Raw genomic sequence first — 26,697 nt, 5'->3', positions numbered from 1 at the left:
TATATCCATTCCCCTCTCCAGCGCTGTGTCATGCGCCCCGCATGCTGCTGCCGTACGGCGCTGCAATCCGACAACGCTTTCTGCCAGTCAAAGTTGACCCAAAGCAAGCCGTGACGCCAATGCGCCATTCCGGTGCGTATTCGCGCGTTTAATGGGTCCCGGAACATTTCCTGACATTCAGCAAACGTTTCCGAAACAACTGACGAGGAGAACGCGTGAACATCAACAAACTGATCGCTGCCGCATGGGTCGTGGCCGGCGCCTGCCTGACCAGCGGCTGCGCCACGCCCGACGGCGGCGGCAAGGTCGTGCTGTCGACCGACAAGATCTATCCCGCCATCGGGCCGTACTCGCAAATGATCGGGCACGGCAAGCTGATCTATTTCTCGGGCGTGATTGCCCTGAACCAGGCCGGCACCGCGATCGAGGGGACGACGATCGAGGAGCAGACGCACAAGGTGCTCGGCTACATCGGCGCCGAGCTGGCTTCGCAGGGGCTGGGCTTCGAGGATGCGTTGTCGAGCACGGTCTACATGCAGGACCTGAACGAGTTCGCCGCCATGAACCGCGTGTATGGCGAGTATTTCAAGAAAGATCCGCCGGCCCGCGCGACGCTCCAGGTAGCGCGGCTGCCGCGCGACGCAAAAATCGAAATCACCATCATCGCGGCGCGCCGCTGACCGCAGCACACAAGAGGAGACCAGGATGCGCAATCCCACCGAAGGACAGAGTCAATCGGCTGCGGCCGACATCGTTACGGCGCCACAGCACGGGAGCCCGCATTGGACCCAGAATCGGCGCGATTTCCTGCGCATCCTCAGCTCGGGCGCACTGGCGGCCACGCTGGGGCCGCTGGCCGGCTGCAGCAGCAGCCATGCCGCGAGCCGCGCCGAGGAACTGCGCGCGCTGCTGCTGGCCGACGAACGGTTCTGGGCCGACGTCAACGCGATGTTCCCCCTGAATCCGGCCAGGCGCTTCATGAACATCGGCACCGCCGGCGCGATGCCGAAGATCGCGCTCGACCTGTTCGACAGCGAAAACCGGGCCAAGACCTTCGATTCCCTGAGCGGCTATACCAACCTGCTGACCGAACGGACCGAGGTCGCACCGGGCTTAGGCATCGATCCCGACGAGCTGGCCTTCTCGGCGAATACCTCCTCCGGCATGTGCCACGCGATTCTGGGCATCGGGTGGAACCCGGGCGACGTCGTCGTCACCACCAACCACGAGCACCCCGGCGGCAATGTCCCGCTGGCGATCGCCGAGGCGCGCTACGGCATCCAGATCGAGCGCGTTGCGCTCCCGGTCGGCAACAACCAGACCGCGCAGACCTATGTCACGCTGTTCGACGACCGCATCCGTGCATTGCGCACCCAGGGCAAGCGCGTGCGCGCGATGATGTTCTCGGCGCCGACCTACAAGACGGGTACCATGCTGCCGATCGCGGACCTGATGGAAGTGGCCAAGCGCCACGAGCTGATCAGCATCGTCGACGGCGCCCACCTGCCGGGCATGATGGCCTACCACTACGCCGATCTCGGCATGGACTTCATGTCCGGCGCCGGCCACAAATGGCAGTGCGGACCCGGCTCGACCGGCATCCTGGTGGTACGCAACAAGATCCGGGCCTCGAATCCGCTGCCGCTGCCGAACTGGTACCCGATCCACACCAGCAGCTGGACGCCGCAGGCGCGCACCACGAACGGCACGGCCACCTACGACATCGGCTCGGTCATCACCTCCTGCGGCAGCCTGCACACCCCGATGTTCCACTCGCTGGTGTCCGCCTGCAAGTTGTGGGACCAGGTCGGCCGCAAGAAGATCGAGACCTACGACCTGACCCTGTCGGCCTACCTGAAGGAGCGCATCTGCGAAGTGTGGGGCACCGACCGCCTGTATTCGCCGAAGGACGATCCGAAGCTGGTCTCGGCGCTGACCTCGTTCAATCCATTCGTCAAGGCGGGCGACGTCGTCAACAGCGCCAAGTCGAACGAATTCGTCGCGCGCCTGCTGAGCGACTACAGCCCGGGCTTCGTGATCCGCAACGTCAACGTGCCGGTGGTCGGCGCGCCGAGCGACCATTACGTGGTGCGGATTTCGACCCACCTGTGGAGCAGCGTGGACGATATCGACAAGCTGGTGGCCGCCATGTTCGACCTCAGTAAAAAGATGGGTTAAGTTTTCTCATTCTCCCAAAGAGCCGCCGCGTGCGGCTTTTTTTGCGTCCGGCCAAATCTTCCTGCTTCTATTTGTCCCGAAAATGTATTCAACTGTCGCCAGAGTGTCCCTGTCTGTGCTTCCGAGCGATTGCTTCTATACAATATCGGAGGAGGAGAACAGCATGTACCGAGTATTACTGGTGGAAGACGATGCGCGCCTGGCCGAGCTCGTTACTGAATATTTGTCCGGCTATGAATTCGCGGTCGAGCAGGTGGCGCGCGGCGACGAGGCGCTGGCACGCTTCCAGGCCTTCGCGCCCGATGTGGTCGTGCTTGACCTGATGCTGCCGGGACTGGACGGCATGGTCGTTTGCCGCCAGATCCGCGAGATCTCCGAGGTGCCGATCCTGATCCTCACCGCGCGCGAAGATTCCTACGACGAAGTGTCGGGCCTGGAGCAAGGCGCAGACGATTTCGTGAACAAGCCGGTGCAGCCGCGCGTGCTGCTGGCGCGCCTGCGCGCCCTGCTGCGCCGCACGCAGCCGAAGGCGGCGCCAGAGAGCGGCGAACTGCTGTTCGGGGCCTTGCGCATCGTCGGCGCCGACCGCACCGTGTACTGGCGCGACGAACTTTGTGTGCTCAGCAATACCGAATACAAGCTGCTGCTTGTGCTGGCCGAGGCCGCCGGGCGCGTGCTGTCGCGCGACGAACTGCTCAAAAAGATGCGCGGCATCGAGTTCGACGGACTGGACCGCAGCATCGACAACTGCATCTCGAAACTGCGCCGCAAGTTCGACGACGCCAAGTCGGAAAAGATCAAGACGGTATGGGGCGAAGGATATCTATTCTCCCCTTCGGCCTGGGGCTAAGAGGAACGGGCCTGGTAGGGTGGGCTCTCCGAGCCCACGCGTGATACGGACCGGCTCCGATGTCGTGCTCGACGATCTTGAGGGCGCGGATCACCGCGTGGGCTCTCCGAGCCCACCCTACGGTACGCGGCTATTACGGCTTGATTGACTGGCACGGGGCCACCGGCCCCTGCGGATCGCCAGACACAAGTTGCCCGGCGTATTCATGCGATTGCCTACAGCAGGCCCAGCGCCTGCAGGCTGGCCTTGCCCAGCGGTACGCGCCTGGCGCCGGTCGCCTCGTCCGGGATGTCGAGATTGAGCGCGAAGGTATAGAGCTTGCCGTCCTTTTTGACCCAGCCCACCCACCAGCCGATTTCCTTGCCGTCGGGCGGCACGCCCCAGCCGGTCTTCGCGTACAGCTCGGCACTGCCCTCCTGGCGCAGGATCTCGCGCACCGCGGCCATCGCCGCTTTCGGCACCGGCAACTTGTCCTGCACCAGCTTGTCGAGGAAGACGGTCTGCTCGACGGCGCTGATTTTCAAGGGTCCCTCGAGCCAGAAGGTATCGACCACGGTGCCCGGGTCCATGTTGCCGTAGTCGAATTGGCGCAGGCTCGATCGCATGCGCTCGAGGCCGATTCGGCGCGCCAGGCCCTGGTAGACCGGCACGTTCGAGATGCGGATTGCATCGCGCAGCGACATGTCGTGCGCCCATTCGGGACGGCGCGTAGGCCCGCCGCCGTAGGGCAGCACCTGGTCGACGTTCGCCACCACGCCGGTCGCCAGGCCAATCAAACTGTTCGGGATCTTGTAGGTCGAGGCCGGGATATAGCGCGTTTCCGCGCGCCGGCGGTCGTGCACCGTGTAGCTGTCCTGGGCAAGGTCGTGCACGATGAAGGTGCCGGATACGTTTTCCTGCCTGAACAGCCGGGCCAGTTCGGGACTTTCCTTCCATTCGGCAGCCTGGCCGATCAGGCAGGCGGGCAGGAGGACCAGGGCGAGAAGGCGACGCATAGTGAATCCTTATTCGAAGAGCGGCACGATCGCCAGCGGTGGATAGGCCGTCACCACCTGCACCCGCTCGTTGCCGGCAAAGCGGTACAGCACGGTCGGGAAACTGTCGTCGGCATCGCCCGGAAACGCGACCGCCGGGGCGATCGGCAGGCTCGCATCGGAGCCGTCGGGACGGTGTACGCGCACGCCGGCCTCGGCTGCCCGCTTGGCGAACACGAAGCGCACGCCCCCGCACTGGCGCGTGCGCAGCGAACCATCGCCGTAGCGGGCAAAACCGAGCGCCTGTTCGCAGGCGGCGCGCAGCTCGCCATCCTCGTAGACGCCGTCGGACTGGGGCGCGATCGAGACCCGCGGACGCACCGCGAAGCTGCCGATCTTGCGGCTCAGCAGCAGGGCAACGTTTTCGTCGTAGGCGCCCTTCAGCAGGGGGAAGGGTGTGCGGCCAAGCGGATCGAGCGGCAGGTTGACCTGGTTGGTCTTGCCGGCCAGCGTCAGCTGCAAGCCATCGATCGAGGCGCTGCGGTCCTGGGGCGCGACCTGTAAGTGGCTTTGCAGGAAGTTCTTCGGCCCGCCATATTTCTCGAACACCACCATGGCGCGGTAGGCGTCGCGGTAGCTGACCCAGTCGCCGGCGCACGCGGGCGCTGCCGACAGCGCGACCAGCGACAGGGTACAACAGGCAGTGAGATGGCGGGCCAGGGGCATCGTCAGAAGCGGTAGGCGATGGCGGTGGAAACCGTCAGGTTGGTGGGCCGCTCGACGAGCGGGCTCAGGCGGGCACTGCCCAGCAGGCGGGTGGCCTGCAGGCTGGAAGTCAGCATCCAGGACGGCGACCAGGCCCAGTTCCAGCGCGCACCCAGGCGCGCATCCTTGAGGCCGCCGGCCGCATCGAACATGGGCAGGCCGCTGGCATACGAATCGTCCTCGCTCACGCCGAAGAACGCCATGTTGTAGCGCCGGTTGGCAAAGCTCACGCCGGCGTCGAGGGCGATCCGGTGGTGGGAGCCGAGTGCCAGCGCCAGCCGCTGCACGCCGAGTTCGAGCTTCATGCCGTCGCGCGCGTTGCCGGCGCCGTACAGCAGGCTGCTCGTCAGGCGCCAGGCGGGCGTCAGGTAATAGTTCAGGAAGCCCCCGCCCTGCATGCGGCCGTGGATGACGGGCATGCCGGACAGCCGGTTGCCGCTGGAGGCGGCCAGCGGCATGGCGACCAGGCTGAAGCGAGCGTTGCCGATGCCGCCGAGCTGCGCGCCCTCGCCTCCCGCATCGCGCCGCGGCTGCCATTCCAGCAAAGGGCCGAATTCAAGCTGCGGACTGCGCGCCAGGTGGACGCCGGCGCGCATGCCGGACACGAACAAGCCGTTGCTCAGCTGGACCTGCAGCACCGGCAGCGCCTTGCGTTCGGTCTCGTGTGAACCCTGGTAGCGCGCGCCCGATATCACGCCCAGCCCGACATACATGTCGCGGCTGCCGTCGGGCATCGGGTTGGTCGCCGGCGTCTGCGCACAGGCTGTGCTCGTGACAGCGGCAAGCGCCAGGGCGAAAAACTTGGTCATGGTCGGGAGATCGGAAGCTCAGGTGCCGGTATTTTACGTTGAGGCAAGCCCAGCTCCCAAGTGTCGTGTTTTGCCTGTGTGCAAAATCGTTACAAGCGGCCGCGCCGGTGGACCGGAGCGGCGGCGATCGGCGCGGCGCGGCGCCGGCATCGCCCTGTCGGCCACGCGCCGGACCGGCGGCGGCCTGAATAAAAAAGCCCACCGACACTCGCATGTCGAGTGGGCAAACGGAAAACCTGATACGAAACATCTTAACGGGTAAAAACTTTCCGAAGTCTCATGAACTGTCGATCAATTGTCGCGAATTTGTAAGCTGGCAAGGTCATGTGTGCTCCGTTACAATGCCGATGGGAGAAAACCAATGTTTCTGAAACGAGAAGGCAACCGGCAGACAGCGGGAGTGCCCGGGTGAACCGGATCTTTTTCCGTTTCTTCATGCTGGTCATGCTGTCGATCACGGCGGCGACCTTCGTCATCTATTTCGCCATGAGCCGGCTGTTCGGCGACCCGCTGGAAGACATCGCGCGGCGCCAGTCCTCGGCCCAGATTTTCCTGATCGAACAATATGTCGACGCCGCGCCCGCCGACGAATGGCTGGCGCGCCTGAACCGGGTACGCGAGGTGTCCGGCACCCGCTTCGACCTGATCCCCCTGCCGAAGGCGCGCTCCTTCCTCCCTGCCGTCGATCTCGGCGCCCTCGACCGCGGCGAGGTCGTGCTCGATGTCGAGGGCAAGTCCTTCTACCGCCGCGTCGACCTCAAGGGCGAGCGCTATATCGGCAGCGAAGACGATGTCATCCACGTGCAGGACTTGCCGATCGACGTCAGCCTGGCCTTGCAGATGGAAGCCGTGCGCTATGTGATCGTGGCCCTGGCCCTGCTGGTGCCGATCGCCCTGTGGTCGCGCTCGCACTGGCAGGGCCTGCAGTCGCTGTCGCGCGTGGCCGACGAATTCGGCGCCGGCAAGCTGTCGGCGCGGGCGCACATGCAAGCCTCGGCCAGTATCTATCCGCTGGCCGAACGGATCGACCACATGGCCGACCGCATCGAGGCGCTGCTGGTGTCGCAAAAAAACCTGCTGCACTCGGTCTCGCACGAACTGCGCACGCCGATCGCACGCCTCGAATTCGCGCTCGAACTGCTCGACGCCAGGGCCCTCGACCCCGCCCTCAAGAAACGCATCGCCGCGATGGAGGGCGACGTGCTGGAACTGAACAGCCTGGTCAACGAATTGCTGGGCATGGCGCGGCTCGACAGCGAGCAGGCGCTCTACCTCGACACCGTGGACGTGGCCGCGCTGTTACGGTCGGCGGAGGCGGCGCTGCCGCCCGGGCAGCCTGTTGTCGGCGTCGACGCCACTCCGGATGCGGGCACGGTCGAGGCCGATGCGCGGCTGCTCGAGCGGGCGCTGTCGAACCTGCTCAGGAATGCGCAGAAATATGCGGCCTCGACGATCCGGATGACGGCGCGGCGCGAAGCCGGGCGCGTGGTGCTTGCGGTGGAGGATGACGGGCCCGGGATTCCGGTCGAGGAGCGCGAGCGGATCTTCGAGCCGTTTTATCGGCTCGATCGCAGCAGGGACCGGGCGACCGGGGGATTCGGGCTGGGGTTGTCGATTGCGCGCAAGGCGGTAGTGCGGCATGGGGGGAGCTTGACGGTGGAAGCGTCGGAGCTCGGGGGAGCAAGGTTTGTGGTGGTGTTGCCGCAGGGTTGATGCGTTTCGATGTGCCGGCGTTCGAACGCGTGGGCTCGGGAGCCCACCCTACGTTACGCGACGGCTAACGATACGTAGGGTGGGCTCCCGAGCCCACGCGGTACAGAGCCCGCATATCGAAACGCAAGTAACTATTTGCTCTCCGGCTTGACGTGCGTAAAGCCGTACCACAGGTGCTCCCACCAGTGCGCGCGCGAGCGGACGGTGTAGAGGCAGGCTTTGTCGACGCCGCTCTTGAAGACCGGGTCCTGGCACTTGTTCGTCATCAGGGCGTAGCGCTGGTTCTCCGCATTGACGAGGGCAATGCAGAGCCAGATGACGAGGCCGAACAGGATGACGGCCAGCGACCAGGCCACGTGGTTCACGTGGCTGATCTCGAACAAGTCCTCTTCGCGAGGGCGGGCGCCCTCGTACATTTCCAGGACTTTGCGTTCACCGTCGCTCATTTCGTGGCAGCTGCTTTCGCGACCAGCGCATCGAGGACCTGGAAGCTTGCCTGCAGCATCTGGTTACGGTCATTGATCTTGAGCTTCTCGGCCACTTGGCCCGGCGAGGTCTGGTACTTGCCGTCGACGATCAGGGTCGGGGTGCCGCTGACCTGGTAGCTGGTGGCGGTCTGCCCCAGGCGGCGCAGCTTGGTCATGACGCCGAAGGAATTCCAGGTTTCCATGAACTTGGCCTTGTCGACGCCGTTCTTGGTCACCCAGTCGATGATCTGGTCGTCCTTCATCAGGCGGATACGCTGGACGTGGACCGCGTTCAGGATCTTCGGATGCAATTCGGCTTCCTTGCCCATCGCTTCGAGCGTCAGGAACAGGTGCGCTTCCGGATCGGCCACGCCCTGGAACGGCAGGTGGATGCGGCGGAAGTTGACCTTGTCGGCGTTCTTCTTCGCCCAGTCGACCATGCTCGCTTCCAGCGCGTAGCAGGCCGGGCAGTGGTAGGCGAAGAACTCGATGACTTCGACCTTCTTGCCGACAGCCTGGACCGGCTGCGGCGACGACAGCGTCGTGTATTCGACCCCGTTCTGCGGATTGGTGGGCGAAGCGAAAGCGGTGCTGGCGACCAGGCTGGCGGCAACGAGGGCGAAACGCAGGGAACGGCGCATAGTGAAGATCCTTCTTGTTTGGAATTGAAGAAAACGACGCGAGATTACCACTTTTTAGCCCCCGCCTAGAAGGAGCGCGCCGTTTTTTGCATTTGCTTACCGCTGTAACGCGCGCTTACCTGCGTGCGCGCGCCTCTTCCAGGCGCGTGCAGAGCACCGCCGCGCCATCGACCACCCGCGGTCCGGGCCGCGTGATCATTTCCTCGTCCAGCGTGAACAGGTTGTTGCGGCGCACGGCCGTCATGCCGCGGTAGGGCTGCCAGATCGACAGCCCGCGGTCCTGCGGCGTGTAGAGTTTGCCGCCGACGATGGCTTCCGGGTCCGCCTGCACGACCGCCTCGAGGCTGACCTGGGGGGCGATCGTTTTCAGGTCCCCGAAAATATTCCGGCCGCCGCAGAGGCGGATCGCGTCGCTGGCGATCTGCTCGCCGTTGAGCGTGAACAGGGGGTTGTCCCAGGCCTGGTAGAACACGGTGACTGGCGGGCGGCTCGCATAGCGCGTGCGCAGGCCGTTCACTTTGGCGCGGAACTGGGCGGCGGCGGCGGCGGCCGTCGGTTCGGTGCCGAGCAGGCGGCCGAAGCGCAGCAGGCTGCTCTCGACCGTCTCGAAACTGTGCGGCTCGCTGTAAAAGACCGGAATGCCGAGGCTCGCCAACTGGGCGATCTGGCGCGCCGTGTTCCCGCTCTGCCAGACGATGAGCAGGTCCGGTTTCAGCGCGATCACGCGCTCGAGGTCGATCTGGCTGTCCGAGCCGATCAGCGGAATCTTGCGTGCTTCAGCCGGGTAATCGCTGTAGTTCATGGCGCCGATGATGCGCGCCCCGCCGCCGGCCGCGAACAGCAGTTCGGTCACGTGCGGCGCCATCGAGATCACGCGCTGCGCCGGCCGCGCCAGCACGACCTGTTTGCCGCTGTCGTCGACCACGCTGAGCGCCGCCTGCGCGAGCGTGCTGCACAGCGCCAGCAGCGCAAACAGGATGGTTTTCATTGGGCTCTCCGTACCGGAATGGTGTTGCTCGCCGCCGGCGCGTCGGGCAGGAAGATGGTGCGTCCGCCATGTTCGATGACGGCGATCGGATGGCCGAGGCAGGCGCCGAGCAGGTCGGCGCGCATGACCTCGGCAACCGGTCCCGCGCGCCACTGGCCGTCGCCGTGCAGCAGCAGCGCGTGGGTCGCGCCGCTCCAGGCCTGGTTCAGGTCATGGCCGACGCTGACCACCGCCCTGCCCTGCTCGCGGCACAGGCGCGCCAGCAGGTCGGTCATCGCCACCTGGTGGGCGAGGTCGAGCGCATTGGCCGGCTCGTCGAGCAGCAGCAGCGGCGTGTCCTGGGCCAGCAGCGCGGCAATCGCGACGCGCTGACGCTCGCCGCCCGAGAGCGTGCGCACGTCGCGCTGGGCCAGGTGCAGCACGTCGAGCGTGCGCAGGGCCTGTTCGGCGGCGGCGTGATCATCGCTGCCTTCCCAGTAGCGGTCGTCGTGATAGGGGTGGCGCGCCATCAGCACGGTCTCGATGACGCGGTAGGCAAAGGCGTCGCCGCGCGACTGCGCCAGGTAGGCGCGCTCGCGTGCCAGCGCCGGCAGCGGCCACCCCGCGAGCGGCTTGCCGGCGAGAAGAATGCTGCCCCAGTCCGGCGCGCGCAGGCCGGCCAGCGTGCGCAGCAGCGTGCTCTTGCCGGCGCCGTTGGGGCCGATCACGCACCAGTTTTCGCCCGCGGCCACGCGCCAGTCCAGGCGCTTGACCAGCAGGCGCGCGTTCATGCGCAACGTGAGGTCGGTCGTTTCGATCATCGCGCGCGCAGGTGAAGTTGGTGCAGCTGGAACAGGAACACGGGCACGCCGATCAGCGAGGTCAGCACACCCACCGGCAGCTGCTGGGGCGCGAGCACGGTGCGCGCCAGCGTGTCTGCCAGCACGAGGAAGCCGCCGCCGGCCAGGGCGGCAGCGGGCAACAGGGTCCGGTGATCGGGGCCGAAGGCATGGCGGCAGGCGTGCGGCACCACCAGGCCGACGAAGCCGATGCTGCCGCCGGTCGTGACCGCGCAGGCCGTCAGCAGCCCGGAGCAGATGAAGAGAAAACGGCGCAGGCCGGCCACGTTCACGCCCAGGGTGACGGCGGCGTCGGCATGCAGGGCCATCACGTTCAGGGCACGCGCGCGGCGCATGGCCAGCAGCAAGGCAGCCAGCAGCACGATCCAGGGCAGCAGGCGCCAGGAGGTGCCCGCCAGGTCGCCGATCATCCAGAACACCATGCCGCGCAGGCGCGACTCGGGCGCCACCGACAGCATCAGGGTCACCAGCGCCATGCAGGCCGAGGCCAGCACGACGCCGGTCAGCAGCAGCACGCCAGGTTCACCCCCAAGCGCGCCGCCGGGCGCGCCGCCACGGCCGCCACCAAGGTCGCGCCGCGCCAGCAGATACAGTAGCAGCGAGATGAGCACCGCCCCGGCCAGCGCGCCGATGTCCACCAGCCACAAGGCCGCCCCGAACAGCAAGGCGGCCAGCGCGCCGACTGCGGCGCCGGCCGACACGCCCAGCACGTAAGGGTCGGCCAGGGGATTCCTCACCAGCGCCTGCATCATGACGCCGGCCAGCGCCAGCGCGGCGCCGGTGACGAAGGCGCTGCTCGCGCGGCCGAGGCGCAGGTCGAGCAGGGTCGCGGCCATGCCGTCGGGAGTTCCGGCAAGCAGGCTCGCGAGCGCATGCGGCAGTTCCGAAACGGGAACTGCCACCGAACCCGCCACCCCTGCCCCGACGAGCGCCAGCAGCGCGCACGCGGCCAGCAGGCCGAGCGTGGCGCGCCGGCGTGTGGGAGAGGTGGCGGCCAGGGTCGTCATGACATCAGGTCAGGCGTCAGAAGTCGTAACGGGCCGACAGCTTGATCTGGCGTCCGTCGCTCGGATAGATGCCGCTGCGGCAGCCATAGGCCTGGCTGAAGTACTGGCGGTCCGCCAGGTTCAGGCCATGCACGGCGAACTCCCAGGCGCCGGCCTTGATCGCGTAGCGTGCGTCAATCGTCGTGTACGAAGGAATGCGCGCGCCGCAATCGTTGCCGAAGTCGCTGCCGTAGCGCTGGCTCGACGCGTACTGGGCACCCACGTCGAAGCTCTGGCCGTTGCCTGGGATCCAGGCCAGGCGTGCGGTGAGCACGTTCTTCGGCACCAGCACCATCTCGCGGCCGGCGTTCGGGCCGTCCGTGAACTCGGCCTGCACGTGCTGCAGGTGGCCGGAGAGGCGCAGCTTGGCCGGCAGGTCGGCGTGGGCGTCGAGCTCGATGCCCTGGCGGCGGGTCGGATCGAGGTTGGTGTTGGCACCGAAGCCGCCGCCCAGGGTCGGATCGAAGAAGATCTCGTTTTCCAGGCGATGGCGGAAGACCCGTGCCGAGACCTGGCGCGCGCTGCCGCCGACGGTCACGCCCAGCTCGAGGTCGCGCGAGGTTTGCGGTGCGAGCAGGCCGAGCGAGGAGCGGTAACCGTTTTCGTCGGCGTTCGGGATGCGGTAGCTCTGCCCTGCCTTGGCGTGCACGGTGACGCCGGGAACCGGGTCGATGCTGCCCTCCACGCTCCAGCCGTTTTGCGACTGCTCGCCGTTCGGCACGAACAGCGCGGCGTTCGCTTCTTTCTTGTCGAAGCGTTCATGGCGCGCGCCCAGCGCCAGGCGTGCATTGCGGACGCCGCCGAAACGCATCTCGTCACGCAGGTACAGGGCTTTGGAATCCTGGCTCGTGTCCGAGCCGAAGCTGGTGCTGCGCTCCCAGTCGATCAGGTCGACACCGGCGACGAATTCGTTGAGCAGGCCATTCCAGGTCGACAGCTGGCGCAGGCGCGGCGAGAACTGGGTCTGGCGGCTGCGGTACAGGCCTTCCGAGAGGAAGCCGCCGAAATCGTACACGGACAGCACCTCGCGTTCGCGGTGCGACAGCTCGGCCGCCAGCTCGACGCTGCCGATGCGGTGCTCGGCAAAGGCGACGACGCGGTCGCTGGCCAGGGTGCCATGGTCGTTCGGCTTGTTCGACTGGTGCGGATCCTGCTCGAATTCGGCCAGGGTCAGCGCACCCGGGAAGCGCGATTTCTGGCGCGCGCTCTCGACGCGCAGGCCGAGGCGGGTCGCGTCCTGCGCCCACTGTACGCCGCCGCTGATGGTCTTCTGGCGGAAGCTGCTGTTGGCGCGGTCGTTGTCGGTCGCCTGGTGGTTGGCCGCCAGGTCGAAGGAGAGCGGACCTTCGCCATGGCGCAGCGTGGCGCGCGCGTCGTGCTGGTCGAACTGGCCGCCTTCCAGCGCCAGCGAGCCGTGGTAGCCCTGTTCGGTGCCGCGCCTGGTGATGATGTTGATCACGCCGCCGGTCGCGCCTTCGCCATACAGCACGCTGCTGCCGCCGCGCGTGATCTCGATGCGCTCGACGGTATCGACCGGGATGGTCGACAGCACGGCGCCGGCCAGTTCGTTTTCGTTGAGGCGCACGCCGTCGACCAGGATCACCATGTTCTGGCTGCTGTTGGTGCCGAAGCCGCGCAGGTCGAGACCGAAGTCGGGCGAGCCGTCCAGGCTCTGGCGGCCGTAGACGCCGCCGATCTTGCGGATGGCGGCGTTGACGTCGTTGACGCCGGCAGTCCTGATCTCGTCGGCGGTAATCACCGTTGCGCCCACCGGCGGCAAGGCGGCATCGCTTGGGAAGCGGGCGCCCGTTACGTGGACGGTGGCGATGGCCTTATCGTCGGCAACTTCGTCAGCGTGGACGGCGGAGGCGAACAGGGAAAAGGAAACGGCGCAGGCCAGCGCGAGCGGCTTCAAAGCCGGCGCGCTGTTCGAAACAGCAGCAAAAGTCATGTTGTGGTTCTTCGATAAAGTGCATCCGGCCTGCGTCCCCGCAGTTCGGATTCAACGGACGTCATCGCGACGATGCGTCCACCTGTCCTGGCCGGTATCCGGGCTAGCAAGTCGGACCGCCTCACCTTCCCATGCCGGAGCACGGTGGTGTACGAGGCGGCCAGTCGCCGAAGCGACGCTTGTTTTACCGTTGCGGGGGCAGCACACGTTGGCCGGACGCCGGAGGCGTCTTGGCTTCGTGTTTCCCGTTTAACTGCGCATGCAGATTGCGTGCGCGGGCACCAGAACGAGCGTGATTATATCGTGACAAGACTATTGTTGCGGTGTCGGTGTTCAAACGGTGATACGCGTGGGCTCGAGAGCCCACGCGTTATCGAACCGGCGAGCAATCGAAACCTGCTTACGTCCCGCGCTTGCCGCGCGCCGCCTCTTCGGCTTTCGCCGCCGCCTTCTCGGCCGCGATGCGCTCCTTCTCTTCCTTCTCGATCCGGTGCGCTTCGAGACGCGCGGCACGCGACTCGGGCGTCTCCAGGCTGATGCGCCCGATGGCGCCGCTGCGGTAGTCGTGCAGCAGCACGTGGGCCGCCTTTTCGACGTCGAACTCGCCGCCGCGCACGCGGAAGCCGCGGCGCGCCGCCACCTGCTCGACCACGCCGATGCCGTCCAGGCCCTCGGTCTTGAAGCCGTAGCGGGCGGTGAGCAGCTGCGGGTAGCGCTCCAGCAGAATGTCGCCCAGGAAGAAGGCGACCTCCTCCTCGATCAGGGCATTGGTGCCGATCGCATGGCTGGCGGCCAGCATCAGGCCGTCGCTCGGCATCTCGATCTTCGGCCACATCAGGCCCGGCGTGTCGACCAGCACCGTGTGCTTGTCGAGATACAGCTTTTGCTGGGTCTTGGTGACCGCCGGCTCGTCGCCGACCTTGGCCACCCGCTTCTTCAGCAGCGCGTTCATCAGCGTCGATTTGCCGACGTTCGGGATGCCCATGATCATGATGCGCAGCGGCTTGGTCGGCACGCCGCGGTGCGGGGCGAGCGACAGCGCCAGCGCCGGGATGCGCGCGACGTCGGCCGGCTTCTTGGTCGTCATCGGGTAGGCCGTGACGCCGGGCCTGGCGTCGTAATAGGCCTTCCAGGCGGCGGTGGCCGCCGGGTCGGCCAGGTCGATCTTGTTCAGGATTTTCAGAACCGGGCGCTGGCGGAACTGGCGCATGCGGTCGACCAGCGGATTGCAGCTCGCCTCGGGCAGGCGCGCGTCGAGTACCTCGATCACGAGATCGATGAATTCCATCTGCTCCTCCGCCTGCTTCTTGGCGGAGTTCATGTGGCCCGGGAACCATTGTATCGACATGCTGTGCTTTCAAATTCTGCGAACGAGGCGGTATTTTACGCTGGCGCCGGGCACGGCGTCCGTGCAGCTTGTCGTTCTGTTTCCACTAGGAATGATTTTGGCTTGATTCGTTGCAATATCGAGTCATCGCGGACGGGCACGATGACAGGACGGCCGCTCCTGGCCGTGCAGGTAAAACGTCACGGAGAACGTCATGAAGAATATCAAGGGTATGGCACGCAACGTCGAGGTGTGGATCTTCGGCGCTTTCGGTGGGCTGGTTCTGGCGGCCTGCCTCGACAATCCGTCCGACCGGGCGGCGCCGGCGAGCCAGGTGAGTGCGGTGCAGGAAGTGGAACTGGCCCAGCCGGCAGCACCGATGTATGCGGGCGAGCCGGCGTATGTGGTGTACGTGGTTGGCAAGCGGCCGAGCGCCGCCGCGAAGCGCACGCGGCGCGAGGGTGCGGGATAGCTGCCGCGGGGATGTAGGGTGGGCACGCTGTGCCCACGCGAAACGATGCACAGTGTTAGCCAATATAGTTTGCAGTTCCGCGTGGGCACGGAGTGCCCACCCTACCGCGCCAGCATCTCCATGTCGCGCCGCACCAGCGACGTGATCCCGCCCCAGTTACCTCTCGTGTAGTGCCCGTAGTCCTCCCCATCGTCGCGGAACACGACCGAGTGGAAATTCCACTTGGCGCGCCCGCCCTGGTTCGGTCCCGAGCCGTAGGTCAGGTCGTTGCAGAACCAGTCGCCCGGATTGCACAGCGTCGTGCCGCCGCTGCCCGAAGCGCCACCGGAACTGTGGTAGGCCACCACCTCGTCGTCCTGGCCCGGCAGGGCCCACGAGTACAGGGTGCCGGCCGCCCCGGCATAGCGGTAGAACCAGACATTGCCCGTCTCGTTATGGTTGTAGAGGGCGCGCGAGGTCGACACCCGCTGCTGGTTGGCCAGCGGCTCACTCGTGGTCCAGGCGCCGATGTCGGCCAGTTCGCTGCCGCCGGAGGAGCCCGCCGCGGTGCGCACCCAGCGGATATTCCAGCCGGTCTGGGTGGCGCCGCTGCCGGCTGTGCACGCCCCCGCCGCATTCGGCTGGGCGTTCGTCACGGGACGCGGGGTGACGCTGTAGTTGGCCAGCGTATAGCCGACCAGCAGCTCGCCGGCGCTGTGGACGGCGACATAGCACCAGTTCTGGCCGGTGCAGAAGCAGTCGAGCGCATTGCGGATGATGCCGCTTTGCGAACCGACCTCGCTGCGGCCGTCCCAGTTGACCGACTTCTTGTTCACGCCCGCCGGCGTGTCGTTCGGACCGAAATAGCGGAAGTCGTTGTAGTTCCCGATCGCCCCGCCGCCGGTGCGGCCGTTGACCCAGAGGCTGTAGTTGGTGGCGCCGGCCACCCCGGCGGCGAGCAGGCCGGGCAGGCACAGCAGATAAGGAAAGCGGGCAAAGCGCGCGGATCGTCCCATGTCATCCTCCATCGTTCTGGTTGCGGTGGGACGTGGCGACGGCCAACCGCGAGCGACCATTCTTGCGACAGGAAGAACGGCGCGTCAATCACGGCGACGAAAACGTTGTTAGAACAATACTGAACAGTGGGAAGGCCCGGCCACTACTTCACAGGCCCGCAGGCGCTGGCCGGCAACGGCTGCGAGGGATCGAATTTCGCCAGTTCCTCGGCCGCGCTCTTGCGGTCCCGGGCGAATTCCGTCAGGTGGCGCCGGCGCTCCTCGCTGTCCCATTCGGCATCCGAGACGCCCTCGAGCGTGCGCTTGCGGCTGGTCAGCACCGGTCCTTCCAGGCGCGGCATCAGCTCGCGGTCCGGGTCGGTGTTTTCCTTGAGCAGATAGCCGTCGACGTCGCGCAGGGTCAGCGGCAGCACCGCCCCGCCATCGATCATGAGTTTGCCGAACACGCTCAATTTGATGTCGTTCGGCCCTGGTCCCAGCACCTCGTTGAAGGTTGCCAGCGCGTAGGGCCGGCCCCTGGCGTCGTCGATGCGGCCGGTGACGATATAGCGGCCCGGCTGGCGCACGTCGGCGCGCAGGATGAAGGTCAGCGAACCGTTCTCCATCGCCTCGCGCGGCGGCCCGGCCCAGACCGCCGGCACCCTGGGAGAATAGATGACGTCGAAGATGACCACGCCGTTCTTGCCGCCCGCCGTGTAGCGCACCTCGGTGCGGATGGTGCCGTGGAAGCTCGCCAGGCCCGTCTGCGCCGGGGTCAGCACGCCGGCAAAGGCGCCGTCGCCGGCCGCCGCATCGGCGCCGCTGCCGTCGTCGGCAAAGGCGAGCGGCACCTGGGTGGTGGCGCGCCCGCCGACGGTGACGATGCCGGCGGCGAGCGCGCGCGTGACGACCAGCGGCACGGTGGCGCCGTTCGGTTCGACCGCGCGCAGCGAGAACGCGACCGATTCGCCGGCCGCGAGAAAGACGCGCGACTGCGAGGTCTGGAGCAGGATGTTCGGGTTGGCGCTGCGGTCGTCGCCGCGCATCGGCTTGGTCTCGACGACCGGCTGGTTCGGATAGACCTGGTCGGGATTACGCGACATCGGCTGCGAGCTGGCCGGGTACATGCTGCCCTCGCGGTAGCTGCAATAGGTGGTGTCGGTCAGCGTGAAGTTGTCGACCAGCAGCTGGCGCTGGCGGGCGCGTTCGCCGGGCAGCGGCGCGGCCCCCTGGCTGGCGACCTGGCCGAAGAACTGCGGGCCCCGGGGGGAACCGCCGCCGGCCGCCGCGACGGCCGTGCCGGCGGCCGGCGGCGCGTCGCCGCGCAGCGCCAGCCAGGCGATGGCCGCCAGCAGTGCAAGGACCAGCGCCAGGGGCAGCCAGCGCTTCACTTTACGCTCAGAGGGCACTGTTCACCACGGCGCTGCGCACGACACCGACGATGCCTTGCCAGTTGCCGTTCGCATAGTGGTTATAGGCTTCGGCGTCGTCGCGGAAGCTCACCGAGTGGTAGCTCCACTTCAGCGTTCCTCCCTCGTTGGCCGCGGTGCCCAGGGTCAGGTCGTTGCAGAACCAGTCGCTCGGATTGCAGTAGGAGCCTCCCCCGCTGCCCGAGACGCCGCCGGTGCTGTGGTAGGCGACGGCTTCGTCGTCCTGGCCCGGCAGGATGCCGGAATAGGCCGTGCCCTTGGCGCCGGCATACATGTAGAACCAGACGTTGCGCGTCGTGTTGTGGTTGTACATGGCGCGCGCGGTGGTGGTTTTCAGGTCCTGCACCAGCGGTTCGGAAGTGGTCCAGGAGCCGGCGTCCGACAGTTCGGAGCCGCCGCCGGCGCCGGAGGCGGCGCGTACCCACTTGATGTTCCAGCCGGTCTGCGCGCTGCCGTCGCTGTTGCCGCACACGCCGGAGCTGTTGGCCACGGCGTTCTTCTTGGTGCGCGCCGAGCCGCCGTAGTTGGCCATCGTATAGCCCATCATCAGGTCGCCGGCGCTGTGGGTGACGACATAGCACCAGTTGTTGCCGGTGCAGAAGCAGTCGAGGGCGTTGCGGATATAGCCGCTCTGCGAGGCGATGCTGCTGCGGCCATCCCAGTTGACCGATTTCTTGTTGACGCCGGCGGCCGTGGTGCCGGGGCCCCAGTAGGTCCAGCTGTCGTAGTTGCCGATTACCCCGCCGCCGGTGCGGCCGTTGATCCAGAGCGTGTAATTTGTTGCGGCAGCGAAGCTTGACGCGGCCATGAGACAGACCGCCATTACGAGTTGTAATGCTTTCTTCACAATCTCCTCCTTTTTAGTGTGGACGCCTGTATCGGTGCCATCGCTGCCGGCTGAGCCAGGCGCTGCCGCTTCCTGCGGCTCAGCCGAATGTATGCCCGAGCTAGAAGAGAGTCAATTGAACATGCGTAAGAAGGAGATCGCGTTGTTTTGCTGCTAAAGTAAAGGATGTTTGCCTTTAATCAAGTTCCGCCAGAACTTTCAGGTGTGCGACCACGCTGCGGCCAAGTGCCGACAAGGCGTAGCCGCCCTCCAGGCAGCTGACGATGCGTCCGCCCGCGTGCTCGCGCGCGACCGTCATGATCTGGCGCGTGAGCCAGGCGTAATCCGCCTCGACCAGGGCCATGCCGCCCATGTCGTCGTCGCGGTGGGCGTCGAAGCCGGCGGAAACGAAAATCATCTGCGGCTTGAATGCGTGCAGCGCCGGCAGCCAGTATTCCTGCACGATCTGGCGCACGGCGTCGCCACCGGAGCGCGCCGGCAGCGGAATGTTGACGTTCGTCCCGGTGACCGGTTCCGGTTCCGAAAAAGGATAGAAGGGGTGCTGGAAGAAGCTCGCCATCAGCACCCGCGGGTCGTCGCGGAAGGATTCGGCGGTGCCGTTGCCATGGTGGACGTCGAAGTCGACGATGGCGACCCGCTCCAGCCCGTGCGCCTCGAGCGCGTGGCGCGCCGCGATCGCGACATTGTTGAACAGGCAGAAGCCCATCGGTTCCGACGGCGTCGCGTGGTGGCCGGGCGGGCGGATCGAGCAGAAGGCGTTGGCGATGTCGCCGGCGATGACGGCGTCGGTCGCGGCCAGGGCTGCGCCGGCCGCGCGCAGGGCGGCGTCATAGCTGGCGTGGCACAGCAGGGTGTCGGCATCGAGTGGATAGGTGTCGCCGGGCGTGCTCGGAATGTGGTCGCGCACCAGCGCCAGCGCGCCCTCGGTATGGTTGCGCAGGATGGCCGGGATCTCGGCCAGCGGCGCCAGGCGGCGCTCGATCAGGCCGTCGAGCCGGGCCAGGATCAGCTGGTCTTCGATGGCTTGCAGGCGGTCCGGGGATTCCGGGTGCCAGGCGCCCATGTCGTGCTTTAAACAGTCGGGATGGCTGAAGATTGCTGTGCTCATGTTGGTACCAGGTTGACCATTCGCCTCTTGCTGCTCAGCCATACACCGGAAACGTCCGTTCTCGCATAGAATCGTCCGGAGGTGTGCCGCTGCATGGAAAGACGTGTTGCTGATAGCGTTAATCTACCATGCCGCCTGCTGCCTCGCCTATTTGACTTATTGGAAGCCACGCATGTTCGATAAATTGCACGCGGCCGCACGCCAGGTCGGCCAGATCGTGGTCGGCAAGGACCAGCAGGTGCGTCTCGCCTTTACCTGCCTGCTGGCGGGCGGCCACTTGCTGATCGAGGACGTGCCGGGCGTCGGCAAGACCACCCTTGCCCATGCGCTGGCCCTGTCGCTGGGCCTGAAATTCAACCGCGTCCAGTTCACCAGCGACCTGCTGCCGGCCGACGTGGCGGGCATTTCCGTCTACGAGCGCGAAAAGAACGGCTTCGCCTTCCACCCCGGGCCGATTTTTACCCAGGTGCTGCTGGCCGACGAAATCAACCGCGCCACGCCGAAAACCCAATCCGGCCTGCTGGAGGCGATGGAAGAGCACCAGGTCAGCATCGACGGCATGACCCGCCCCCTGCCCGAGCCCTTCTTCGTGATCGCCACGCAAAACCCGGCGCACCAGGTGGGCACTTTCCCGCTGCCGGAATCGCAGCTCGACCGCTTCCTGATGTGCCTGTCGCTGGGCTACCCGGACGCCGCCGCCGAACGGGCCTTGCTGATGGGCGAAGACCGGCGCGAGCTGCTGCGCACGATCGAAGCCGCGATGAATCCGGAAGAACTGATCGAGGCCCGGCGCGCGCTGCGCGCGATTCACGCATCCAGTGCGTTGATCGACTACGTGCAGGCGCTGGCCCAGGCTTCGCGCGCCGGTACCCTGTTCGCCGAGGGCCTGTCGCCGCGCGCCGCGATCGCCCTGCTGCAGGCCGGCCGTGCCTGGGCTGCATTGGAGGGACGCGACCACGTGCTGCCGGAAGACATCCAGGCGGTGCTGGTGCCGGTCTGCGCGCACCGCCTGCGGCCCGTCAAATCGGCGCAGGGCATGGCGCAAGCCAGCCGCGACCTGGTGCTGCAGCTGCAGAAGTCGGTGCCGGTGTAAGCGATGGAGAGTAGCGGCCAGACCGGCGTGCAGGAAGGCGCATGGCGCACGCGCCGTGAAGCGCGCGCGACGAGCGAGCTGTTTCTCGGCCAGCGCCGCATCTATATCCTGCCCAGCGGACCGGGCCTGGGTTTCGGCGCGCTGCTGCTGGTGCTGCTGATCGGATCGATCAACTATAACCTCGGCCTGGGCTACGCCCTGACCTTTCTGGCCCTGTCCTGCGCCCTGGTCGACATGCTGCTCACCTGGCGCAACCTGGCCCACCTGCGCCTGAAGGCCGGACGCACGCCGGCCGTGTTCGCCGGCCAGGAGGCCAGCTTCGAACTCCAGCTGGTGAATGCGAGCCGGCGTCCGCGCTACGCCATCTGGATCGATAGCGCCGGCGCCGGCGAGCCGCGCCACGCGGCCGATGTGCCGGCCGGCGGCCAGGCCACGGTGCGCCTGGCGGTTCCGACCGAACGCCGCGGCTGGCTGGCCGCGCCGCGCCTGGTGCTGAGCACGCGCTTTCCGCTCGGCCTGTTCCGCGCCTGGAGCTACTGGCAGCCGGACCTGAATGCCCTGGTCTATCCGTTCCCGGAAGAAGATGCGCCGCCGCTGCCGCGCGGCACGGGCACGGCCGCGACCGGGACCGGCGGCGGCGGTGAAGACGATTTCGCCGGCGTGCGCCCTTACCAGCCGGGCGACCCGCTGCGCCGGCTGGCCTGGCGCCAGATCGCGCGCCTCGATCCGGAGGACGGCGGCCAGCTCGCCACCAAGCATTTCGAGGGCGGCGCGCGCGACGAACTCGTGTTCGACCTGGCCAGCCTGCCGCCCGCGCTCGATCTCGAACTGCGCCTGTCGCGCATGGCCCGCTGGGTGCTCGAGGCCGAGAGCCGCGCCCTGCCCTACGCCTTCCGCCTGGACGCCACCTCCTTCGAGGCCGCCAGCGGTGCGCCCCATGCGGCGCTCTGCCTGCGCGCGCTGGCGCTGTATGGCCTGGGAGGCGCGCGGTGAAGGCGCTCCCGGCAAGCCCTTTGGCAACCCACCTTGCACGCCTGCAGGCCCTGCCGCGCGACAAGGCCGACACCCTGCTGTTGCTGGCCAGCGCCCTGCTGGTGCTGGCACCGCACGTGGCGCACCTGCCGGCCTGGGTCTCGGCGCTGTGCGCGCTGACCTTGTTGTGGCGCGGCGCGATCACGCTGCTGGGCAAGCGCATGCCGCCCAGCCTGCTGCTGCTGCCTCTGGCGGCGGCTGCCATGTTCGGCGTCGCCCAGAGCTACCAGACCCTGCTCGGGCGCGATGCCGGGGTCGCGATGCTGGTACTGCTGGTCACCTTCAAAATGCTGGAGATGCATGCGCGGCGCGACCTCTTTGTGGTCGTGTTCCTGTGCCTGTTCCTGGTGCTGACGAATTTCTTCTACGAGCAGGGCATCGGTACCGCGCTGCTGATGGCGCTCTCGGTGCTGGCCCTGCTCACTGCCCAGCTGAGCTTCCAGTTCACGGGCGCGGTGCCGCCGCTGCGCCGGCGCTTCCTGATGAGCGCGAAGCTGCTGGGCCTGGCCGCGCCGCTGGCGCTGCTGCTGTTCTTCCTGTTCCCGCGCATCGAGGGACCGCTGTGGGGCCTGCCTGGCGACGCCATCGGCGCGCGCTCCGGCATGTCCGAGACGATGGCGCCGGGGACCATGGCCAACCTGGCGCAGTCGGGCGAGCCGGCCTTCCGCGTGCGTTTCGAGGGCCGCCCGCCGCCGCAGGAACAGCTGTACTGGCGTGGCCCGGTGCTGGGCGCCTACGACGGCCGCACCTGGACCCGGATCGACCAGCGCCTGCGCCGGCGCTCGGCGCAGCAGCCGCTCTCGCTCAGCGTCGGCGGCAAGCCGGTCACCTACGACATCACGCTCGAGCCCTCGTCGACCCGCTGGCTGTTCGCGCTCGAGATGCCGCGGCGCCTGCCGGAACTGGACGGGAACAGCGCCAACGTCTCCGGCGAATTCGAGCTGACGGCGAGCGCCCCGGTGGAGTCGCGCCTGCGCTACCGGATGAGCTCTTACCTGGACTACCGGTTGCAACCGGGCGGCCTGCCCGAGGACGCCGACCAGTGGCTGCAGCTGCCCGCCGACAGCAACCCGCGCGCCTTGCTTGCCGGCCTCGCGCTGCGCGCCGAGCCCGACCCGCGCCGACGCGTGGACGCGGTGCTGGGGCGCTTCCGGCGCGAGAACTACGTCTATACGCTCAATCCCCCGCTGCTCGGGCGCGATGCCGTCGACGACTTCCTGTACGGCAGCCGCGCCGGCTTTTGCGAACATTATTCCGGCGCCTTCGTCTTCCTGATGCGCGCCGCCGGCGTGCCGGCGCGGGTCGTCACCGGCTACCAGGGAGGAGAATTGAATCCGCTGGACGGCTACGTCACGGTGCGCCAGTCCGACGCCCACGCCTGGGCCGAAGTCTGGCTTCCAGGGCGTGGTTGGGTGCGCGTCGATCCGACCGCCGCCGTCGCGCCGGAACGGGTGCGGCGCGGCCTGGACGGCGCGATCCCGCCGCGCGCGCCCTTCGGCATCGAGGGCCTGGGGCGCTTCATGCAACTGGACGGCGCGAGCAATCCGTGGATCGCGCAGCTGCGCTACGCCGCCGGCGCGGTCAACAACGGCTGGAACCAGTGGGTGCTGAACTACACGCCGCAGCGCCAGCGCGGCGTGGTCGAGCGCGTGCAGTCGTCGCTGCTCGACTGGCGCATGCCAGTCTTGCTAGCCTCCCTGACAAGTGTGTTGTTGCTGTGGAGATTCTTGCTTCGGCGCAGGTCAAGCGATCCGATCGATGCGCTATACTCCGCCCTGTGTTCGCGCCTGGCTCGCCTGGGTCTGGCGCGTTCGGCAGATGAAGGCCCGCGCGCCTATTGCGCGCGGATCAGCGCCGCGGCGACACTGGCGCCGCCCGCGCAAGCCGCGGCCGCCGAGTTCCTCGGCCGTTACAGCGACTGGCGCTATGCGCCGCGCCGCAACGACGCCCATCTGGCCGCGACCCTGAAGCGCTTACTTTCGCAAGTTAGATGAAATCCTTCGTATCAGCAATCGCAGCAGTCGCTGCACTCATTCTCGCAGCAGCCCCGACCATCGATGCCAACGCCGCCGCGAAGCATCCGCCCTCGAAGACCGGGATCGTGAAGGCCAAGGCGGCCAAGGCCGGCAAGGCCAAGGCCGCCTCCTCGAAGACCTCCTCCAGGGCCCCCATGGCCCGCAAGGCGCTGGCCGTGGCCGCCGCCGTGGCAGCGGTCTCCACGATCGATTACAGCGGCGAACCGATCAATTTCGGCGAATGGCAGGCAGTGAGCGCCTTCGTCGACGAGATGGTCGCCAAGCACGGCTTCGACCGCACGGAACTGGAGGCGCAGATGCGCCAGGTGCGTTTCGTCGACTCGGCGGTCCAGCTGGTGAAACCGGCGCCGCCGGGCAAGCCGAAGAACTGGCAAGCCTACAGCGCGCGCTTCATCGAGCCGATCCGCATCAATGCCGGCCTGCGCTTCTGGAACGAGAACGCCCAGGCGCTGGCGCGCGCCGAAGCGGTCTACGGCGTGCCGGCCGAAATCCTGGTCGGCATCATCGGCGTGGAAACCGTGTATGGGCGCGACACCGGACGCTTCCGCGTGCTCGACACCCTGACCACGCTCGCCTTTGCCTACCCCGACGCGCCGAACAAGGCCGCGCGTGCCGACTTCTTCCGCAGCGAACTCGAGAACGCCCTGCTGCTCGCGCGCCACGAGAAGATCGATCCTTTCACCCTGCTCGGTTCCTTTGCGGGCGCCGTCGGCCTGCCGCAATTCATGCCGGGGAATATCCTGAAATACGGCGTCGATTTCGACGGCGACGGCCACATCGACCTGCGCAACTCGACGTCGGATGCGATCGGCAGCGTCGCCAACTTCTTGATCGAACACGGCTGGAAGCCGAGCGACCCTGCGCCGGCCGTGATGCCGGTGGACGTCGCCGCGCACCGCGCCTGGGAGCCGCTCCTCAGCCGCGGCCTGGCTGCGACCCTGCGCCCGGACGAACTGGAAGCGGCCGGTGTCATCCCTCCCGCAGCGCTGGTGCCGGGCCGGCTGTATGGCCTGATCGACCTGCAAAACGGCGCCGAGGCGACCGAGTACTGGCTGGCGACCGATAACTTCTTTGCCATCACCAAGTACAACCGCAGTTATTTCTACGCCATGTCGGTCATCGACCTCGGCCGTGCGGTGCGCGAGGCACGGATGAGCCAGGCAATGTGAGTCCTGTAGGCTGTGTGGCAAGTTTGTAACAGGTTGTAACAGCGCGACGGCCGTTTTTCCCTCCGCGTAGCGCTTCCCAAGCCGGGGTACTCCCCCGGTGTATCCTCACCCGCCCATTTTCTGTACTCTATGGAAACATTCATGGGCGCGGCATACCCCCTCCGATGTTGTTAATCATGCATATCATTTTGAAACGTGCGGCGCGCAACTTCTGTTTCCTCTAAACTTAAATTTGATCAAAAAACAATTATTTTTTTCGTGAGTTTGTGAGAGAATTGCATTGCGGCTATTGTTGCGACTAGACAACAAAGCCGAGGCTTCGCACCGAATTCTATTGCTCATAAGTACTAGAGCCTAAATTAGTTGTACAATTGAGTAGATTTTTTCGAAAGAACTTCCGGAACCGAAACGCCGCAAGACTTTCCGTAACCCACAATAGGAATTTTTGAATCATGACAAACCAAGTCGGCATTGATATGAGCAGCGATGCGGAGTCGGACGAACTGTTGCAATACAACCCGAACCGTCTGCTGGACACCCTGATCGAGAACCTGCGCCTGAAGAACGACGCAGCCCTGTCGCGCGCCCTGGAAGTAGCGCCGCCGGTGATCTCGAAGATTCGCCACCACCGCCTGCCGGTCGGCGCATCGCTCCTGATCCGCATGCACGAAGTCAGCGACCTGTCGATCCGCGACCTGCGTTACCTGATGGGCGATCGCCGCAACAAGTTCCGCATCAGCGACAAGCAGTTCAAGCCAAAAGAAGGCGCGGCACCATCGGCCTCCAGCGGCGAGTAATCCTCACGCATTCTCGCGCGGCCGGCTGATCCAGGCGGCCGTGACGGGAACGACGGACGAAAAAAAGGGGCGATGCGATCGCCCCTTTTGTCATGCCTGCCGCGCTCTTCAAGCAGGGAACACGCCCGTGGACAGATAGCGGTCGCCGCGATCGCAGACGATGAACACGATCGTCGCGTTCTCCACGGTCTGCGAAATGCGCAGCGCCACTTCGCAGGCGCCGGCGGCCGAGATGCCGCAGAAAATCCCCTCTTCCGCCGCCAGCCGGCGCGCCATCTGCTCGGCTGCCGCCTGGCTGACGTTTTCCACCTGGTCGACACGCGACTTGTCGAAGATTTTCGGCAGGTAGGCTTGCGGCCACTTGCGGATGCCCGGAATCGAGGAGCCCTCTTCCGGCTGGGCGCCGACGATGCGCACCGCCTCGTTCTGTTCCTTCAGGTAGCGCGACACGCCCATGATGGTGCCGGTGGTGCCCATCGCGCTGACGAAATGCGTGATGCGGCCGTCGGTATCGCGCCAGATTTCCGGACCGGTCGTCTCGTAGTGGGCGAGCGGATTGTCCTGGTTGGCGAACTGGTCGAGGATGATGCCCTTGCCGTCCTTTTGCATCTGGTCGGCCATGTCGCGGGCGTATTCCATGCCGCCCGTCTTCGGGGTCAGCACGATCTCGGCGCCGTAGGCGGCCATGCTCTGGCGCCGTTCGATCGACAGGTTGTCCGGCATCAGCAGGATCATCTTGTAGCCGCGGATCGAGGCCGCCATGGCCAGCGCGATGCCGGTATTGCCTGAGGTTGCCTCGATGATGGTGTCGCCCGGCTTGATCTGGCCGCGCGCCTCGGCGTTCTTCAGCATCGACATCGCCGCGCGGTCTTTCACCGATCCGGCCGGGTTGTTGCCTTCGAGCTTGCCCAGGATGATGTTATTGCGCGCGGCGGCATCCGCGCCCGGCAGACGCATCAGCTGCACCAGCGGGGTATTGCCGATCGTATCTTCGATGGTTTTATAGGGCATGCTTGCTCTCTTGCTGTTCCTCAAAACACCATTCTAAACCGGGACGCAAGAGTGCGTATGGCGATGGCCTGGTCGAGACGCCGACGTACCGTAGGGTGGGCTCTCGAGCCCACGCGGTGCGGCCCATGCGGGTCGATCAAATGTTTCGACACGCAGCCGTGCCATGACGCGTGGGCACGA

At 66.5% G+C, this 26,697-nt stretch carries 25 protein-coding genes and 1 riboswitch; of the genes, 10 read left to right on the top strand and 15 right to left on the bottom strand.

Features of this window, described 5'->3' with window-relative positions; genetic code table 11:
* Window positions 1–215: 215 nt before the first annotated feature.
* The 3 genes from ACI48I_RS12390 to ACI48I_RS12380 all read left to right on the top strand — a co-directional run bounded on the left by ACI48I_RS12390 (window position 216) and on the right by ACI48I_RS12380 (window position 3,028).
* Window positions 216–680 carry a Rid family detoxifying hydrolase gene (locus ACI48I_RS12390; protein WP_498574345.1) on the top strand — a complete coding sequence of 155 codons (465 nt, stop codon included), beginning with the start codon at window positions 216–218 and terminating at the stop codon, window positions 678–680.
* 25 nt (window positions 681–705) lie between these two features.
* Window positions 706–2,178 carry an aminotransferase class V-fold PLP-dependent enzyme gene (locus ACI48I_RS12385; protein ID WP_498574344.1) on the top strand — a complete coding sequence of 491 codons (1,473 nt, stop codon included), beginning with the start codon at window positions 706–708 and terminating at the stop codon, window positions 2,176–2,178.
* Between the two features lie 163 nt (window positions 2,179–2,341).
* Window positions 2,342–3,028: a response regulator gene (locus ACI48I_RS12380; protein WP_193686620.1), complete on the top strand. Its 687-nt coding sequence runs from the start codon at window positions 2,342–2,344 to the stop codon at window positions 3,026–3,028.
* Between the two features lie 215 nt (window positions 3,029–3,243).
* Here ACI48I_RS12380 and blaOXA read toward each other — a convergent pair whose 3' ends face one another.
* The 3 genes from blaOXA to ACI48I_RS12365 are packed head-to-tail and all read right to left on the bottom strand — an operon-like array spanning window position 3,244 to window position 5,576.
* Window positions 3,244–4,023: a class D beta-lactamase gene (gene blaOXA, locus ACI48I_RS12375; RefSeq protein WP_498574343.1), complete on the bottom strand. Its 780-nt coding sequence runs from the start codon at window positions 4,021–4,023 to the stop codon at window positions 3,244–3,246.
* A gap of 9 nt (window positions 4,024–4,032) precedes the next feature.
* On the bottom strand, window positions 4,033–4,728 hold the full coding sequence (locus tag ACI48I_RS12370) for a hypothetical protein (protein ID WP_227496539.1): 696 nt from the start codon (window positions 4,726–4,728) through the stop codon (window positions 4,033–4,035).
* Between the two features lie 2 nt (window positions 4,729–4,730).
* On the bottom strand, window positions 4,731–5,576 hold the full coding sequence (locus ACI48I_RS12365) for a MipA/OmpV family protein (protein ID WP_498574342.1): 846 nt from the start codon (window positions 5,574–5,576) through the stop codon (window positions 4,731–4,733).
* 408 nt (window positions 5,577–5,984) lie between these two features.
* Here ACI48I_RS12365 and ACI48I_RS12360 point away from each other — a divergent pair, with 408 nt between their 5' ends.
* Window positions 5,985–7,289 carry an ATP-binding protein gene (locus ACI48I_RS12360; RefSeq protein WP_498574341.1) on the top strand — a complete coding sequence of 435 codons (1,305 nt, stop codon included), beginning with the start codon at window positions 5,985–5,987 and terminating at the stop codon, window positions 7,287–7,289.
* A gap of 131 nt (window positions 7,290–7,420) precedes the next feature.
* On the opposite strand, the gene ACI48I_RS12355 is transcribed toward ACI48I_RS12360, so the two are convergent.
* From ACI48I_RS12355 to ylqF, 7 genes are all read right to left on the bottom strand, one after another.
* Window positions 7,421–7,735, bottom strand: coding sequence for a hypothetical protein (locus tag ACI48I_RS12355; protein ID WP_193686624.1), 315 nt, complete (start codon window positions 7,733–7,735; stop codon window positions 7,421–7,423).
* Window positions 7,732–8,397, bottom strand: coding sequence for a thiol:disulfide interchange protein DsbA/DsbL (locus tag ACI48I_RS12350; protein WP_193686625.1), 666 nt, complete (start codon window positions 8,395–8,397; stop codon window positions 7,732–7,734). The genes ACI48I_RS12355 and ACI48I_RS12350 overlap by 4 nt, the downstream gene beginning before the upstream one ends.
* 115 nt (window positions 8,398–8,512) lie before the next feature.
* Complete coding sequence (locus tag ACI48I_RS12345) at window positions 8,513–9,385, bottom strand: cobalamin-binding protein (RefSeq protein ID WP_498574340.1); 873 nt, start codon at window positions 9,383–9,385, stop codon at window positions 8,513–8,515.
* Window positions 9,382–10,185 (bottom strand): ABC transporter ATP-binding protein, encoded by an 804-nt coding sequence (locus ACI48I_RS12340; protein WP_498574339.1) that lies wholly within the window; start codon window positions 10,183–10,185, stop codon window positions 9,382–9,384. Before ACI48I_RS12340 ends, ACI48I_RS12345 begins: the two co-directional genes overlap by 4 nt.
* A complete protein-coding gene (locus ACI48I_RS12335) occupies window positions 10,182–11,231 on the bottom strand; it encodes a FecCD family ABC transporter permease (protein ID WP_498574338.1) in 1,050 nt (349 codons plus the stop codon). The genes ACI48I_RS12340 and ACI48I_RS12335 overlap by 4 nt, the downstream gene beginning before the upstream one ends.
* A gap of 16 nt (window positions 11,232–11,247) precedes the next feature.
* On the bottom strand, window positions 11,248–13,221 hold the full coding sequence (locus ACI48I_RS12330) for a TonB-dependent receptor family protein (protein WP_498574337.1): 1,974 nt from the start codon (window positions 13,219–13,221) through the stop codon (window positions 11,248–11,250).
* A 72-nt stretch (window positions 13,222–13,293) separates the two neighbouring features.
* Window positions 13,294–13,522: riboswitch (cobalamin riboswitch) on the bottom strand.
* A gap of 99 nt (window positions 13,523–13,621) precedes the next feature.
* The gene (gene ylqF, locus ACI48I_RS12325) at window positions 13,622–14,542 is read right to left on the bottom strand and encodes a ribosome biogenesis GTPase YlqF (protein WP_229514991.1); all 921 of its coding nucleotides are present in this window, start codon (window positions 14,540–14,542) and stop codon (window positions 13,622–13,624) included.
* A 220-nt stretch (window positions 14,543–14,762) separates the two neighbouring features.
* On the opposite strand from ylqF, the gene ACI48I_RS12320 reads away from it, so the two are divergent.
* Entirely contained in the window at window positions 14,763–15,020 is a 258-nt protein-coding gene (locus ACI48I_RS12320) for a hypothetical protein (protein WP_193686631.1), read from the top strand.
* Between the two features lie 101 nt (window positions 15,021–15,121).
* Here the strand turns inward: ACI48I_RS12320 and ACI48I_RS12315 are convergent, their stop codons facing one another.
* From ACI48I_RS12315 to ACI48I_RS12300, 4 genes are all read right to left on the bottom strand, one after another.
* Window positions 15,122–16,015, bottom strand: a complete 894-nt coding sequence (locus ACI48I_RS12315; protein ID WP_227496540.1) for a hypothetical protein — start codon at window positions 16,013–16,015, stop codon at window positions 15,122–15,124.
* A 143-nt stretch (window positions 16,016–16,158) separates the two neighbouring features.
* Window positions 16,159–17,385 (bottom strand): choice-of-anchor X domain-containing protein, encoded by a 1,227-nt coding sequence (locus tag ACI48I_RS12310; protein WP_498574336.1) that lies wholly within the window; start codon window positions 17,383–17,385, stop codon window positions 16,159–16,161.
* 7 nt (window positions 17,386–17,392) lie between these two features.
* Window positions 17,393–18,271, bottom strand: coding sequence for a hypothetical protein (locus tag ACI48I_RS12305; RefSeq protein WP_498574335.1), 879 nt, complete (start codon window positions 18,269–18,271; stop codon window positions 17,393–17,395).
* 175 nt (window positions 18,272–18,446) lie between these two features.
* Window positions 18,447–19,379, bottom strand: coding sequence for a histone deacetylase family protein (locus ACI48I_RS12300; protein ID WP_498574334.1), 933 nt, complete (start codon window positions 19,377–19,379; stop codon window positions 18,447–18,449).
* A 172-nt stretch (window positions 19,380–19,551) separates the two neighbouring features.
* Here ACI48I_RS12300 and ACI48I_RS12295 point away from each other — a divergent pair, with 172 nt between their 5' ends.
* The 5 genes from ACI48I_RS12295 to ACI48I_RS12275 all read left to right on the top strand — a co-directional run bounded on the left by ACI48I_RS12295 (window position 19,552) and on the right by ACI48I_RS12275 (window position 25,506).
* Window positions 19,552–20,472: an AAA family ATPase gene (locus ACI48I_RS12295; protein WP_498574333.1), complete on the top strand. Its 921-nt coding sequence runs from the start codon at window positions 19,552–19,554 to the stop codon at window positions 20,470–20,472.
* Between the two features lie 3 nt (window positions 20,473–20,475).
* Window positions 20,476–21,465 (top strand): DUF58 domain-containing protein, encoded by a 990-nt coding sequence (locus ACI48I_RS12290; RefSeq protein WP_193686635.1) that lies wholly within the window; start codon window positions 20,476–20,478, stop codon window positions 21,463–21,465.
* Between the two features lie 20 nt (window positions 21,466–21,485).
* Window positions 21,486–23,498 (top strand): transglutaminase TgpA family protein, encoded by a 2,013-nt coding sequence (locus ACI48I_RS12285; RefSeq protein ID WP_498574332.1) that lies wholly within the window; start codon window positions 21,486–21,488, stop codon window positions 23,496–23,498.
* Entirely contained in the window at window positions 23,495–24,709 is a 1,215-nt protein-coding gene (gene mltB, locus ACI48I_RS12280; RefSeq protein ID WP_498574331.1) for a lytic murein transglycosylase B, read from the top strand. Before ACI48I_RS12285 ends, mltB begins: the two co-directional genes overlap by 4 nt.
* A gap of 452 nt (window positions 24,710–25,161) precedes the next feature.
* Complete coding sequence (locus ACI48I_RS12275; protein WP_136219512.1) at window positions 25,162–25,506, top strand: hypothetical protein; 345 nt, start codon at window positions 25,162–25,164, stop codon at window positions 25,504–25,506.
* Between the two features lie 108 nt (window positions 25,507–25,614).
* Here ACI48I_RS12275 and cysM read toward each other — a convergent pair whose 3' ends face one another.
* Window positions 25,615–26,517 carry a cysteine synthase CysM gene (cysM, locus tag ACI48I_RS12270; RefSeq protein ID WP_193686638.1) on the bottom strand — a complete coding sequence of 301 codons (903 nt, stop codon included), beginning with the start codon at window positions 26,515–26,517 and terminating at the stop codon, window positions 25,615–25,617.
* Between the last annotated feature and the right edge of the window lie 180 nt (window positions 26,518–26,697).

It is taken from the genome of Massilia sp. LXY-5, from assembly GCF_059801075.1.
Note: the sequence above shows the minus strand (reverse complement) of the source record. Positions and strands in the feature narration are given on the sequence as shown.